This window comes from Methylobacterium sp. TK26, from assembly GCF_055361565.1.
The window spans coordinates 1,341,471-1,355,733 of the sequence record NZ_CM143965.1; the positions used below are offsets into that span (position 1 = coordinate 1,341,471).

Annotated in this window: 10 protein-coding genes; 4 read left to right on the forward strand and 6 right to left on the reverse strand. The window is 72.0% G+C overall.

The features are described from left to right. Positions 1-86 precede the first annotated feature (86 nt). The 4 genes from ACXJ1Y_RS06545 to ACXJ1Y_RS06560 all read left to right on the forward strand — a co-directional run bounded on the left by ACXJ1Y_RS06545 (position 87) and on the right by ACXJ1Y_RS06560 (position 7,164). Entirely contained in the window at positions 87-770 is a 684-nt protein-coding gene (locus tag ACXJ1Y_RS06545; RefSeq protein ID WP_463849299.1) for an OmpW/AlkL family protein, read from the forward strand. Positions 771-1,017: 247 nt separating this feature from the next. After that, a complete protein-coding gene (locus ACXJ1Y_RS06550; protein ID WP_463849300.1) occupies positions 1,018-2,976 on the forward strand; it encodes a putative bifunctional diguanylate cyclase/phosphodiesterase in 1,959 nt (652 codons plus the stop codon). 173 nt (positions 2,977-3,149) lie between these two features. Next, positions 3,150-3,710, forward strand: a complete 561-nt coding sequence (locus tag ACXJ1Y_RS06555) for a PAS domain-containing protein (protein ID WP_463849301.1) — start codon at positions 3,150-3,152, stop codon at positions 3,708-3,710. Continuing rightward, entirely contained in the window at positions 3,691-7,164 is a 3,474-nt protein-coding gene (locus tag ACXJ1Y_RS06560) for a CheR family methyltransferase (protein WP_463849302.1), read from the forward strand. Before ACXJ1Y_RS06555 ends, ACXJ1Y_RS06560 begins: the two co-directional genes overlap by 20 nt. On the opposite strand, the gene ACXJ1Y_RS06565 is transcribed toward ACXJ1Y_RS06560, so the two are convergent. Genes ACXJ1Y_RS06565 through ACXJ1Y_RS06590 form a run of 6 tightly spaced genes read right to left on the reverse strand, consistent with a single transcriptional unit; the run spans position 7,151 to position 14,262 of the window. Next, positions 7,151-8,089, reverse strand: coding sequence for an NAD(P)/FAD-dependent oxidoreductase (locus ACXJ1Y_RS06565; protein WP_463849303.1), 939 nt, complete (start codon positions 8,087-8,089; stop codon positions 7,151-7,153). The two genes, ACXJ1Y_RS06560 and ACXJ1Y_RS06565, sit on opposite strands and share 14 nt — an antisense overlap. 17 nt (positions 8,090-8,106) lie before the next feature. Continuing rightward, a complete protein-coding gene (locus ACXJ1Y_RS06570) occupies positions 8,107-9,237 on the reverse strand; it encodes an FAD-binding domain-containing protein (protein ID WP_463849304.1) in 1,131 nt (376 codons plus the stop codon). Positions 9,238-9,270: 33 nt separating this feature from the next. Beyond that, the gene (locus ACXJ1Y_RS06575; RefSeq protein ID WP_463849305.1) at positions 9,271-10,428 is read right to left on the reverse strand and encodes a M20 aminoacylase family protein; all 1,158 of its coding nucleotides are present in this window, start codon (positions 10,426-10,428) and stop codon (positions 9,271-9,273) included. 34 nt (positions 10,429-10,462) lie between these two features. Next, positions 10,463-11,815, reverse strand: a complete 1,353-nt coding sequence (locus tag ACXJ1Y_RS06580; RefSeq protein ID WP_463849306.1) for a DUF3100 domain-containing protein — start codon at positions 11,813-11,815, stop codon at positions 10,463-10,465. Between the two features lie 24 nt (positions 11,816-11,839). Further along, the gene (locus ACXJ1Y_RS06585) at positions 11,840-13,378 is read right to left on the reverse strand and encodes an aldehyde dehydrogenase family protein (protein ID WP_463849307.1); all 1,539 of its coding nucleotides are present in this window, start codon (positions 13,376-13,378) and stop codon (positions 11,840-11,842) included. Then, positions 13,378-14,262 (reverse strand): NAD(P)-dependent oxidoreductase, encoded by an 885-nt coding sequence (locus ACXJ1Y_RS06590; protein ID WP_463849308.1) that lies wholly within the window; start codon positions 14,260-14,262, stop codon positions 13,378-13,380. The genes ACXJ1Y_RS06585 and ACXJ1Y_RS06590 overlap by 1 nt, the downstream gene beginning before the upstream one ends. Position 14,263: the final 1 nt, after the last annotated feature.

Consider the following 14,263-nt stretch of genomic DNA (forward strand, 5'->3'; position numbering starts at 1 on the left):
TCAAGGACGCGCTCCACCCCGGGGGTCTTCTTGGGCGGGCCGGCAGCCCGGCATTCCCGTCCCCGATTCCCGGAACGACCGAAACCATGTCCAGAAGGATCGCCGTCCTCGCCGCGGCCGCCCTCGCCCTCGGATCGCCCGCCGCCCAGGCGGCCGACCTGCCCCGCTTCGCCGCCGCCCCCGTGCCGGCCCCGGTCCCCGCCGAATGGTCGCCCTGGATGGTGCGCGTGCGGGTGCTCGGCGTGCTGCCGGATCCGGGTGCGCGCCTCAGTGCCGGCGGTGCCCCGCTCAACGGCGCGAAGGTGTCGATCAGCGATTCGGTCATCCCCGAACTCGACATCTCCTACTTCTTCACCCGCACCCTCGCCGCCGAACTCATCCTCGGCGTCACCCGCCACAGGATCGAGGGCGCGGGCACGCTGGCGGGCACGAAGATCGGCTCCACCTGGATCCTGCCGCCGACCCTCACCCTGCAATACCATTTCGACGGGTTCGGCGCGTTCAAGCCCTATGTCGGCGCGGGCGTGAACTATTCGGTCTTCTTCGGCGAGAAGGAGCGCGGTCCCTTCACCAGCTTCCGGCTGACGAGCAGCGTCGCCCCCGCCCTTCAGGTCGGCTTCGACTACATGATCGATCAGCATTGGGGCTTCAACGTCGACGTGAAGAAGCTCTTCCTCGACACCAAGGTGAAGCTCAATGCCGGCGCGGTGCGCGGCCGGGTCGACATCGATCCCTGGATCGTCGGCGCGGGCCTCACCTACCGGTTCTGACCACGACGCCCGCCGGGATGCTCCGATCCGGGCGGGCGGCCCTCCGTCTTCACGAAGGCGGTCCCAGATCACCCCAAGTCCGCCCGATCGATCCCGCGAATGGATAGTTATGGATTCTCACATTTGCGCGATAGATTGATGATGAAATGATAAATTCTATATCTTCCAATGCGATGTCGCGGAATCGCGCAAGCGAACATTAATTAATCGAGATCACATTGCGAACGACCATTTCGGCGCGGGCGCAATGTTCAGGCGAATTCGTTTCCACCACCCGCTGTCCGCCTTCCTCGTCCGGCGCGCCGAGACGCTGCCGGCCACGCGGCAGGTGTCGGAGCTGCGCAAGCAGATCCCGACCCTCTACGGCCTGCTCTGCGTCAATTCCTGGACGCTCGCCGCCACGCATCTGCGCGTCGCCCCGGCCGTCCTGACCCTGGTCTTCCCGGCGTTCGCGGCCGTCATCTGCATCGTGCGGGCGACGACGTGGTGGCGGATCCGGCCGGAGACGCTGACCGAGGCGCAGGCGATCCGGCAACTGAACGTCACGACGAGCCTGACCGGCATCCTCTCGGCGGTGTTCGTGGTCTGGGCGGTGGCCCTGTTCGGCTATGGCGGCCCCTACGAGCAATGCCACGTGGCGCTCTTCATCAACGTCACCATCATCGCCTGCACCTTCTGCCTGACGCACCTGCCGGCCGCCGCTTATGTCAGCACCGGCACGGTGCTCGGCATCTTCCTCGTCTGCTGCCTGTTGAGCGGGAACGACGTCTTCCTGGCGGTCGCCATCGACACCGCCTTCGTGACGGCGGTGATGGTGCGCATCCTCACCAACAACTACCGGGATTTCGTGGAACTCGTCGCCTCGAAGGCCGAGGCGAGCCGGCTCTCCGACGAGAATGCCCGCCTCGCCCATACCGACAGCCTCACCGGCCTGCCGAACCGGCGCTACTTCTTCCAGTACCTCGAAGACCTGACCCGGTCCTGTGCCCCCGAGGACAAGCGCTTCGCCCTGGCGATCTTCGACCTCGACCAGTTCAAGCCGATCAACGACACCTACGGTCACACGGCGGGCGACCGGGTTCTGGCCGAGACCGGGCGGCGCCTCGCCGCCTTCGCGGGGCCCGGCGTGACCCTCGCCCGCCTCGGCGGCGACGAGTTCGGCGTCCTCATCCGCGATCCGGCCGCGCCCGCGACGGTGATCGCCTTCTGCGACCGGATCTGCGCGGCTCTGCAGGAGCCGATCCGGCTGGCGGAGATCCGGGTGGTGGCCGGATGCTCCTGCGGCCTCGCCAAGTTCCCGAGCGCCGGCCGCGAGGCGGCGGCCCTGTTCGACCGCGCCGATTACGCGCTCTACCATTCCAAGCTGCACCGCCGGGGCCGGACGACCCTGTTCTCGCAGGTCCACGAGGACGCGATCCGCGCCGAGCAGGCGGTGGAGACCGCCCTGCGCACCGCCGACCTGCCCGCCGAGATGCAGATGCACTACCAGCCGATCCTCGACACCGAGACCGGGGCGATCACCCTGGTGGAGGCCCTGGCGCGCTGGACGAGCCCCATCCTCGGGCCAGTTCCGCCGGACCGCTTCGTGGCCGCCGCCGAGCGCTGCGGCATGATCCACGCCGTCACGCTCCTGCTCCTGCGCAAGGCGCTCGCCGACGCCGCCCGCCTGCCGCACCGGATCGGCCTGTCCTTCAACCTCTCCGCGCATGACCTCGCCACCCCCGAGACGGTGGACGCGATCATCGCCGCCGTGCGCGAGGGCGGCCTCGACCCCCGGCGGCTCACCCTCGAACTCACCGAGACCGCGCTGATGCGCGACTTCGAGCAGGCCAAGACCGCGATCGTCGCCCTGCGGGCGCTGGGCATCAAGATCGCCCTCGACGATTTCGGGACCGGCTATTCGAGCCTCGGCTACGTCCACCGCCTGCCCCTCGACAAGATCAAGATCGACCGCAGCTTCATGGCCGCCGCCGACACCGAGGTCGGCGGGAGCGTGATCGCCACGATCCTCAGCCTGTGCCGCAACCTCGGCCTCGACGGGATCGCGGAGGGGATCGAGACGGAGGACCAGCGCGACGCGGCCCACCGCCACGGCTGCCGCTACATCCAGGGCTACCTCGTCGGCCGCCCGATGCCGATCGGCGACCTCCTCGCCCGCCTCGCCGCAGAGGGGCCCCGGGGCGAGCCCCTGCGCCTCACCGCCTGACGGGACGGCCCGCCCCCGCCCGTGGCGCATCGACCGCCCGCCCTGGCCAAGGCGGCGATGCTTGCCATATCCGCCCCGTGCCCGCATGAGGCGACGGGCTTCCGCCTGCACGCGCTGGTTGTTCGGGCGGCGCCTGCGCGGATCCCGCGAGCGGAGGCGATCGAGGAGCGGCCGTGCCCAGCCAAGACATTCCCGGCGAACTCCGGCAGTATTTCGAGGCCTCGCACATCGCGCTCGCCCTGGCGGACGTGACCGAGGACAACCCGCTGCTGCTCGTCAACCAGCCGTTCCGCACGCTCACCGGCTACGACGACGCCGAGGTCATCGGCCGGAACTGCCGGATGCTCCAGCGCGACGCCGAGAACCGGCAGCCGCGCGCCAAGATCCGCAGCTTCCTCGAGGCCGGGCGGCAGGCCTCGGTGCGGACCACGATCCTCAATTTCCGCAAGGACGGGAAGCCCTTCGTCAACCTCCTCTACATGTCGAAACTGACGGCTCTCTCGGGGGAGGTGCGCTTTCTTTTCGCATCCCAATTCGATGTCAGTCGCTCGCAACCGGAGCTACTTTCCGCCTACGATAGCGAACTGGGACGGACCCTCTCCCGGCTCGGCCCGGCCTTGGCCGAAAGCGGCATGGTCATCGAGGGGTCGCTGATGACCATCGCCAACACCGTCGCCACCGTCGCGCAGGCGAAGCTCACCCTCGCGGATCTCGATGCACCAGGATTTCCTTGACGACGCCGGGGCGGGCGCCTCCGAAATCCACGACGGTCCCGAGGAGGCCGAATCCGTGCCGTTCGCCGGCCCCGTCGTCGGGATCGGCGCCTCCGCCGGCGGCCTGGAAGCCCTGCGCGAGATGCTGGCCCGTGCCCGCTTCCCGACGGGCATGGCCTTCGTCATCGTCCAGCACCTCGACCCCAACCACGAGAGCATGCTGGCCCAGCTCCTCGACCGCCACACCGAGCTGGCGGTGCATCAGTGCGAGGGCGGCGAGCGGATCGCGGGCGACCGCGTCTACATCATCCCGCCGGGCCGGGGGCTCGCCATCCAGAACGGGGTGCTCGAACTCACGCAGTTCGTGCAGCCGCGCGGCCTGCGCCGGCCCATCGACGACTTCTTCCTCTCGCTCGCCGTCGACCAGCAGGCGAACGCCGCCTGCGTGATCCTCTCCGGGACGGGGGCGGACGGCACGACGGGCCTGCGCGCCGTGAAGGAGCATGGCGGCGTCTGCGTGGTGCAGCAGCCGGATTCCGCCCGCTACGACGGCATGCCGCTCTCGGCGGTCGGCACGGGGCTCGTGGATTTCGTCCAGCCGCCGGGCGAGATCGTGGATTGCCTCGCCGCCTTCTTCCGCCGCCGCAGCCACGACGGCGCGGGCGAGCAGGCCGACCTCGTCGCCGACCACGTGGACGACCTCTGCCGGGTGATCCGCGCCGCCGTGGGGCACGATTTCGCGGGCTACAAGCGCACCACCCTGGTGCGCCGGGTCGAGCGGCGGATGCACGTCCTCGGGCTCGATTCGGGCCGGGCCTACCTCGCCCGCGTCCGGGCCGACAAGGACGAGTGCGAGGCGCTGTTCCGCGACCTCCTCATCAACGTCACCCGCTTCTTCCGCGACACGGAGATGTTCGAGGTGCTGCGCGAGCGGGCGATCGAGCCCCTGCTGCGCACCCGCAACCCCGACGAGGACCTGCGCGTCTGGATTCCCGGCTGCTCCAGCGGCGAGGAGGCCTACAGCATCGCCATGCTGTTCGCCGACGCCGCCCGGCGGATGGATGGGCCGGCGGCGGTGCAGATCTTCGCCACCGACATCGACGAGCGGATGCTCCAGATCGCCCGCGACGCGACCTATCCGGCCGCCGCGCTCGCCGACATCCCCGCCCATCTGCGCGAGCGCTACGTGGTGCTCCATGCCGAGCGCTTCACCATCGCGCCCGAGATCCGCGACCTGATCCGTTTCTCCAGCCACAGCCTCGTGAAGGACCCGCCCTTCTCGCGGGTGGACCTTCTCTCCTGCCGCAACCTGCTGATCTATTTCGATGACCGGCTGCAGCAATCGGTGGTGCCGCTGTTCCACTACGCGGTGCGGCCCGGCGGCTACTTGTTCCTCGGCCCCTCCGAGAGCGTGAGCCGGTTCGAGCAGCTCTTCCCGGCCATCGACCAGCATGTCCGCCTGTTCGAGCGCCCGCCCGGCGCCCCGAAATACCCGATCGACCTGCCCGGCAGCGCCCGCCGGGGCGAGGTCCCGCGCGGCGAGCGCCCGGAGCGCCGCGAGCCCTCCATCGGCGACGAGACCGTCGCCGTGCGCCGGGTGGTGGAGCGCTACGCCCCGCCGAGCATGGTGCTGAACGAGGATGGCGGCATCATCAGTGCCTACGGACGGCTGAGCCGCTACTTCGACTTCCCCGTGAGCCGCGCGGGCGGCACCAGCGCCATCACCCTGGCCCGGCCCGGCCTGCGCGACGTGATCGGCCCGCTGCTGCGCCAGACCCGCGACGCCCGCAAGCGCGTGGTGGTGCGCGACGTCGACGTCCAGTCGGAATACGGCATCCAGACGGTGGAGGCGATCTGCGATCCCCTGCCGGACGGCTCGATGCTGCTGATCATCCGCGACATCGGCCCGTTCAAGCCGGCGGGCGACCTCGACCTGATGGAGATGGACACCGGCGGCGACCATGTGGAAGCGCTGGAAGAGGAATTGCTGCGCACCCGCTACAAGCTGCGCTCGACCGTCGAGGAACTGGAGACGACGAACGAGGAGCTGAAGAGCTCCAACGAAGAAATGATGTCGATGAACGAGGAGCTCCAATCGACCAACGAGGAGCTCTCCACCGTCAACGACGAGCTGAAGACCAAGGTCGAGGCGCTGACCATCGCCAACGCCGACCTGCGCAACTTCTTCGAATCGACCGACCTCGCGGTCATCGTCCTCGACCGGGCCCTGCGCGTGCGCAGCTTCACCACGGCGGCGACCACGATCTTCCCGCTCCAGCCGGGCGACCGGGGGCGGCCGCTGGCCGACGTGTCGAGCCGGCTCGCGGGGCAGGATTACCTGCACGACGCCGAGGCGATCGTCGCCGGCGGCACGGTGATCCAGCGCCGCATCCTCACCCGCGACGGCGCGCGCACCCTGTCGCTGCGCGTGCTGCCCTACCGGCAGCAGAACGGCAGCATCGACGGCGCCACCCTGGTCCTCACCGACATCACCGAGGCCCTGGCGCTGGAGCTCCAGCTCGCCTCCGAGCGGGAACGGCTCGACCTCGCGGTCAAGGCCGGCGGCATCGGCGTGTGGGAATACAGCCCCGATTCCGCGACCATCGTCTTCGACGGCACGGCCGGGGGGATGTTCGGCCTCGCCCCCGACACGCCGCACGGCACCGAGACCCTGGTCTCCCGCGTCTTCCCCGAGGACCGCGAGGCGCTGGAGACGGCTTTGGGCGAGGTCGCGCACGGGCTCGACGAGTTCGAGGCGCGGCTGCGGGTGCGGGCGGGCAAGCACGCCTCCCGCCATATCCGCAGCTACGGACGCCTGACCCGCAGCGGCGACCGCAAGCGGGTGGTGGGCGTCTGCATCGACGTGTCGCCGGAATACGCCTTGGCCGAGACCCGCGACCTGATGCTGCGGGAGATGAACCACCGGGTGAAGAACCTCTTCGCCATCATCGGCGGGATGATCTCGGCGGGCGCGCGCACGCACAAGGAGATCGGCGTGTTCGCTTCGGACATGCGCGACCGCATCTCCGCCCTCGGCCGCGCGCATTCGCTGGCCGACCCCACGGGCACGCAGGGGATGAGCGACCTCGCGGGGCTCATCAACGCGACGCTCAGGCCCTACCGCGATCACGTCCCGACGACGATCGACGGGCCGCTGGTCGCCGTCGACTGGCGCCACGTCTCGTCGCTGGCGATGATCCTGCACGAATGGGCGACGAACTCCGTGAAGTACGGGGCGCTCGGCTCCAACGACGGGTCCCTCTCCGTCACCTGGGAGCGGGTCCCGGACGGGCTCACCCTCACCTGGATCGAGCGCGTGACCAGCGTCGCCAGCCCGCGCCCCGGCCGGGGGTTCGGCTCGCTGCTGGTGGAGATGTCGCTGCGCCAGCTCGAAGCCTCGGTGGAGCGCGAGCACGACGACACCGGCCTCAAGCTCGTCCTGAACCTGCCGGGCCTCGTCCTCACCCGGTCCTGACGGCCTCCGCGAGGCGGCGGCCGGAGAGCCACGCATTCTCGACGCGGGGGCCGGTGAGCCAGTCGCCGCAGGCGCCGAGGCGCGCGCGCGGGTCCCACAGCACCTCGCGCCGCGCGGCGCCGGAGCGCGCGTAGCGCCAGCGATGGGCCTTCAGCAAAGCGGGCGCCACCGGGGCGAGGCCGGCGGCGGCGAAGAACGCTGCGAGCAGGGCTTGCGCCACGGCCTCCGCCTCCTCCTCGAGATGGGCGCGGGACCAGTCCGGCCCCGCCTGGATCACCCAGGCTTCGGTGGCCGGGCGGCCGGGCTTGGCGGAATTGCGCGCCGCCCAGCCGATGGCGCCGTCCGTGCGCAGCACGTCCCCCGCGACATCGAGCCGTTCGGGGAAGGCGGCCATCGCCGTCCAGCACGGCGCGGAGGGCGTGCCCCGCGCGACCTCGGCGAGGGCGGGGGCGGTCTCGGCGAGGAGGGGGCCCGTCTGCTCGGCGGGGATCGCCGTGAGCACCGCCGAGAACCCGCCCTCGTCGAGTCCGTCGCCCCGCAGCCGCCAGCCGGCCTCCTCGCGGACGAGGGCGTCGACCCGCGTCTCCCAGCGCACGGGCAGGTCGCGGGCGAGCGCCACGAGGGGCGCGTTCATGGCCGGCACCCCGACCCAGGCATCCGCCCCGGCGGCGGGCCAGGGCGCCACGATCCCCGCCTCCCGCCAGGCCGCCAGCCGGGCGACGAAGGCGGGATCGCGCCCGGTCATGTATTGCGCGCCGTGATCGAACCCGACCGGCCCGGCCGGGCTGTCCCCCGACCGGCTCGACATCCGCCCGCCGGGCTTGCGGCCCTTGTCGAACAGGGATGCCGCCAAGCCCTGCTCGCGCAGGGCCTCCGCGCAAGCGAGGCCCGCCATCCCGGCGCCGACGATCGCGATCCGCTCCATCCGTCCGAACCTCCCCGTCAGCCGTGCAGGATCGTGGGAATGGCGCTGCGCAGGCGGGAATAGCCCCGGTTCGCGCGCGGCCACGCCCGCTCGTCCCAGTCGCGGCGAAGGCGCAGGCAGCCCGCCGGCAGGGCGTCGGCCGAGGGGCCGACCGGCGCCCAGGCCGTCACCACCGGAAGACCCTCCGCCCACCCCTCGGAGACGGGCGCGGCCGGGCAGCCGAAATGCGCCCCGGCGCGGGCGAGGGCGTCGGCCATCGCCGCCGCGTCGGCCTCGCGCACCCGCGCCACCGCCTCCTCGGCATGGACGACGAGGCCGCCCACCCGCGTCACCCGGGCCGGGCCGAGATCCAGGCTCTCCGGGTTCAGGTCATCGAGGTGCAGGAGCAGGGCGACCTCCCCGGCGGGCGGGGCATCGGCCCGCGCGAGCGTTACCTCGCGGGGCGGCGTCGCCTCGTCCAGGGAGTCGGCGTCCTCATCGAGGCCGTCGGGATCGTAGCCCTCGCTCGTGTAGCGGCGGATGTTGTCGCGCCGGGCGAGGTAGTGCTTGCCCCGCGTGTGCAGGCCGGCGACCCAGCGCCAGGACAGGGTGTTGCTGGCGGGATCGCCATCGAGGAGATGCGCCAGGAAGAAGGCGGCCCCGAGCTCCCAGGGCAGACGCAGGGTGAAGATCCAGATCGAGGCGAACCACATCCGCGTGTGGTTGTGCAGCCAGCCCTCCTCCACGAGCTGCCGCGCCCAGGCGTCGAACCCGTCGATCCCCGTCTCCCCGGCGATGGCTTGGTCGTGGATGCGCCGCAGGCCGGGTTCGGCGTCGAGGCGGGCGCGGGCAGCGTCGCGCCCCTCGCGGTAGCCGGTCCAGGCGGCGGGATGGGTTTCGAGATGGCCCTTGAAGTAGGTCCGCCAGAACACCTCCGAGACGAACTTCTCCGCGCCCTCGTCGCCGTAGGCGTGGAGGGCGGCGCGCGCCACCTCCTCCTCGGTGACGAGGCGGCGGCGCAGGTAGGGCGAGAGCGCGGAGGTCGTGGGCGTCTCGCCCCGCCCGCGATCCGTGTTGCGGGCGGCGGCGTAGTCCGCGCCGGGGCCGTCGAGGAAGGCGGCGAGCGCGGCGAGCCCGGCGTCGCGGGTGAGGGGGAGCGGATGCGGCATGGGCCTCATCTAGGCCCGCGCCGCGATCCGGCATCAGCGCGGGTGCAGGAACCGCGTCGCCAGGGTGGCCCAATACGCCGCGCCCAGGGGCAGCACCGCGTCGTTGAAATTGTAGGCCGGGTTGTGGAGCGGCACGCCGGGCTCGGCCCCGTCCGCCCCGATCCAGGCATAGGCGCCGGGGCATTCCCCGAGCATGTAGGAGAAGTCCTCCGAGCCCATGGAGGGGGCGATCTCGTCCTTCACGTCCGTGAGGCCGCCGACGGCGCCGGCCGCGTCGAGGGCGAGGCGCACCGGGCCGGCGGCGTTGATCGTGGCCGGATAGCCGATCGTGTAGGTGATCTCGGCCGTCGCCCCGTGGGTCGCGGCGACGCCCTTGGCCAGGGCCTCGACAAGCCCGGCGATGCGCTGGCGCGTCGCCTCGCCGAGGCAGCGCACCGTCCCCCGGATCACCGCCCGGTCGGGGATCACGTTGTAGGCCTCGCCGCCATGGATCTGCGTCACGCTGAGCACGGTGGGCTCGGTGGGGGCGATCCGGCGGCTCACCACCGTCTGCAGGGCCAGGACGAGCTCGGCCGTCGCCACGAGCGGGTCGATGCCGCGCTCCGGCATGGCCGCATGGGTGCCGTAGCCGTGGATCGTGATCTCGAACGTGTCGAGGGAGGCCATGATCGGCCCGACGCGGGTGGCGAAGGTGCCGACCGGCAGGCCCGGCCAATTGTGCAGGCCGAACACCGCCTCGCAGGGGAAGTCCCGGAACAGCCCGTCCTCCACCATGGCCCGGCCGCCGCCCTCGCATTCCTCCGCCGGCTGGAAGATGACGTGGACCGTGCCCGCGAGGTCGTCCCGCGCCGCGAGGTGGCGCGCCGCGCCGAGCAGCATCGCCACGTGGCCGTCATGCCCGCAGGCATGCATCACGCCGGGCGTCGTCGAGGCGTAGGGCAGGCCGGTGGCCTCGCGGATCGGCAGGGCGTCCATGTCGGCGCGCAGGCCGATGGCGGGGCCGGCGCCCCGGCTCAGCGTCCCGACGATCCCGGTGCGGCCGAGGCCCGTCTTCACCGCGTAGCCGCAGGCGGCCAGTTCCCGCGCCACGAGATCCGCCGTGCGGGTCTCCTGGAAGGCGAGTTCGGGATGGGCGTGGAGGTCGTGCCGCCACGCCACCATGCGCTCGACGATGTCCGCCGCGATGCTCATTCCGTCACTCCCGTTGCCGCCCCCGCCCGCCTTGCTACCCCAAAGGCGCGTGCAGGAAGAACTGTGCGATCAGGGTCGCGCCGAGGAACGTGCCGGCATTGGCCATGAACGAGACCACGACGATGCGCCAGCCGAGGCGGCGGAAGGCGGGCACGTCCTTGGCGACCGACAGGCCCGCGAAGGTGAGGATCGGCGTTGCCAGGGCGAGGAAGTTGATCTTGCCCGTCATGGCCGCGATCTCGGCCGCATAGGGCGTGGCGGGATAGGTGAGCGCCATGCCGATCAGCGAGACCCAGAGCACGGCGGGCAGCTTCCGGCCGCAGGCGAGGTACAGGCCGTAGCCCGCCAGCACCGCGCCGACGATGATCGCCATGCCCGCGACGACATTCCGGTCCGGCGCGACGCCGTAGGTCAGCCAGTTGCCGATGAGGCCGTAGGCGCCGATCAGGACCCAGGCGAGCACCGTCTCGGGCAGGCCGATCCGCGCCTCCTCGTGGACCGGCGCGTCCAGGGCCGCCGGGGCGGGACCGGCCGCGTCGGGCCGGTTGCGGCCGAGGATGGGCTCCAGCTTGCCGTAGGCCCAGATCGTGAAGGGCAGGGACAGGAACAGGGTGAAATACGTGCCGATGGTAGTGGTGACGAGGTTGCTCGCCGCCGCGAAGGTCGCGACCTCCTTGGCCACCTCGGGCGTCTGCTGCGCGGCGATGGCGCCGGAGGCGGCGGCCATCATGCTGCCGGAGCCGACCCCGGCGCCCATGGCGAGCGCCAGGGGGTTGAAGATCCCGAGGCTGGTGATGAGCCCGGCCAGCAGGGCGATGAACACCGCCCCGAACACCGTGCCGGTGAGGTATTCCGCCAGCACGCCGCGCCCTTCCGGCGAATCCATGCCGTAGCGCTCGCCGATGATGGCGAGGCTCGGCTCGCGGCCTACCGAGAAGGTCGCGCCGATGGCCTCGCGCTTGATGCCGAGCAGCAGCGCCACCGGCAGGCCGAACACCATCGTCCCGAAGAAGTGGCCGAATTCCTGGAAGACCAGCGCCCAGCCCGAGGCGAGGATCTTCGGCAGCGAGCCGCCCACCAGCAGGCCGAGCTTGGCGATGAAGATCAGGAGCGCCGGCTGCAGATAGGCGGAGGCCGCGTTCTGCATCGCGCCGGAGAGGCGCAGCGGCGGCGGCAGGCGGGGGCTCAGGAGGCCGATGGCCCCGCCCAGCAGCAGCGCCCAGAGGAGGGGGAGCAGGATGATCTTGCCCGTCCCCACCGGGATGCTGACGTTGCCGATCGCCTCCGCGATGACGACGATGACGAGAGCCAGCAGGAACAGCAGCAGCTTCCCGCCCCCCGTGACGGGCCGCGCCCTCGTCCCCGCCGCCAGCACGTCCGTCGTCATCGCCGTCTCCCCCGTCCGTCCCGATTATCCCACGTAGCCGAAGGCCACCGCCGGTTGCGCGGCCGTCTCGACCCACACGCTCTTCGTCTGGGTATAGGCCATCAGCGCCTCCCGGCCGGAGGAGCGCCCGAAGCCCGAGCGCCCGAAGCCGCCGAAGGGCGAGGCCACGTTGATCGTCTTGTAGCCGTTGACCCAGAAGGTCCCCGCCCGCACGGCGGCCGCGACCCGGTGCCCGCGCCCGATGTCGCCGGTCCAGACCGCCCCCGCGAGCCCATAGGGGGTCGCGTTGGCGAGCGCCACCGCCTCGTCCTCGTCGTCGAAGGGCAGGACGGTGAGGACCGGGCCGAACACCTCCTCGCGGGCGATCTCCGCCTCCGGGCCGACCCCGTCCACGATGGTCGGGCCGTAATAGAAGCCGCCCGTGTCCCGCAGGGCGTCCGGGCAGGCGCCGCCCGCCGCGATGCGCCCGCCCGCCGCCGCGGCGGCCTCGACCATGCCGGCGATCTTGTCCCGCTGGCGGCGGTTGTTGATCGGCCCGATCTGCGTCGCCGGGTCGGTCGGGGCGCCGACCGGGATGCGCCCGGCCGCATGAGCGAGGCGGGCCACGAAATCCGCGTGGACCGAGCGGTGGACGAGGAGGCGCGAGCCCGCGACGCAGCTCTGCCCGGCGCCGCCGAAGATCGCCGCCTGGGCGCCGAGCAGCGCGCGGCCGAGATCGGCGTCGGCGAAGACGATGTTGGCGGACTTGCCGCCGAGTTCGAGGACGCTCGGGACGATGTTGCGCGCCGCCGCCGCCGCGATCTGCGCCCCCGCCTCGGCCGAGCCGACGAAGACGACGAGGCGGGTGTCGGCATGGGCGACCGCCGCCGCGCCGGTGGTCGGGCCGGCGCCGGCCAGCACCGAGACGAGGCCGCGCGGCATCCCCTCGGCCTTGGCGCAGAGCACGCCCAGGGCCAGGGAGGTGAGGGGGGTGAGTTCGGAGGGCTTCAGCACCACCGCGTTGCCGGCGCAGATCGCCGGGGCGATCTGCCAGCCCGCCGTGAAGATCGGTGCGTTCCAGGGGGTGATCTGCACCACGGTGCCGTAGGGCTCGTGGCGGGTGTAGTTCAGGTGCGAGGTCGGGACCGGGATGACCTCGCCGTGGAGCTTGTCGCACCAGCCGGCATAGTACTCGAACATCTCCGCGACCTTGGCGACCTCGCCGCGCGTGTCGCGGATCGGCTTGCCGGCCGAGAGGGTCTCCAGTTCGGCCAGGGCCTCGGCGTGGCGGCGGACCAGGGCGGCGACGGCCCACATCGCCCGGCCCCGCGCGGCGGCGCTCATCGCCCCCCACGCGCGCTGGCCCTCGCGGGCCGCCGCCATGGCGGCCTCCACGACGGAGGGCCCGGCATCGGCGAAATGGGCGAGCACGCCGCCATCGGCCGGGTTGACCAGGGCGAGGGCCTCGCCCGTGCCGGCCAGCACCTCGCCGGCCACGACGCTGCCGATCCTCCCGCCGGGCAGGAGGTCGGCGAGGAGGTCGGCGACGCGGGCGGCGGCGTCGGAGCGCGTGGGTGCGGACATCAGAGGACTCCCTCGTTCGCGCGGTAATCGGCCATGCGGGTGAAATCGGCGGTGTCGGGGATGCTCACGCGGCTCTCTCGCCAGATCCGCCCGACCTCGTCGGAGAGGGGCAGTTCGACGCCGCTCTGCGCGGCGAGTTCGAGGGCGAGGCGCACGTCCTTGCGCATCAGCCCGGCGGAGAAGCCGCTGTCGAAGGTGTCCGGCACGACCCAGCGGGGCACCATCACCTCGCTGACGGCGCTGCGGCCGGTGGCGGTGTTGACGACCTTCACCGCCTCCTCGGCGGAGAGCCCCGCCGCCTGCGACAGGCGCAGGGCCTCGCCCGTGGTGACGAGATGGGCCGCGACCAGGAGGTTGTTCACGAGCTTGACGATGTTGCCCGCCCCCGAGGGGCCGACATGCGGCGCGCGGGCCGACATCGTCTCCAGCACCGGCCGGGCGAGGGCGTAATCCTCCTCCGCGCCGCCGACCATCATGGTGAGGGTCCCCTCGGCGGCGCCGGACGGGCCGCCGCTGACGGGGGCGTCGAGGAGGGCGTGCCCGGCCTCGGCCAGCCGCGCGGCGAGGCGGCGCGTCGTGCCGGGATCGGAGGTCGAGGTGTCGATCACCACGACCTTGCGGTCGCTGCGGGCGAGGAGCCCGCCCTCGGCGATCACGACCGCCTCAACGTCCCTGGCGAAGGGCAGGGAGAAGACCAGGGCGTCGGCCCGGCGCAGCACCTCCGTCAGGGAGGGCACGAAGGCGACGCCCGCCGCCTCGACCGCCGCCCGGCGGTCGGCCGCGATGTCGAAGCCCAGCACCGTGAAGCCCTTGCGGGCCAGCGTCGCGGCCATGCCCCGGCCCATGTTGCCGAGCCCGACGACGCCTATCGTTGCGATGTCCATG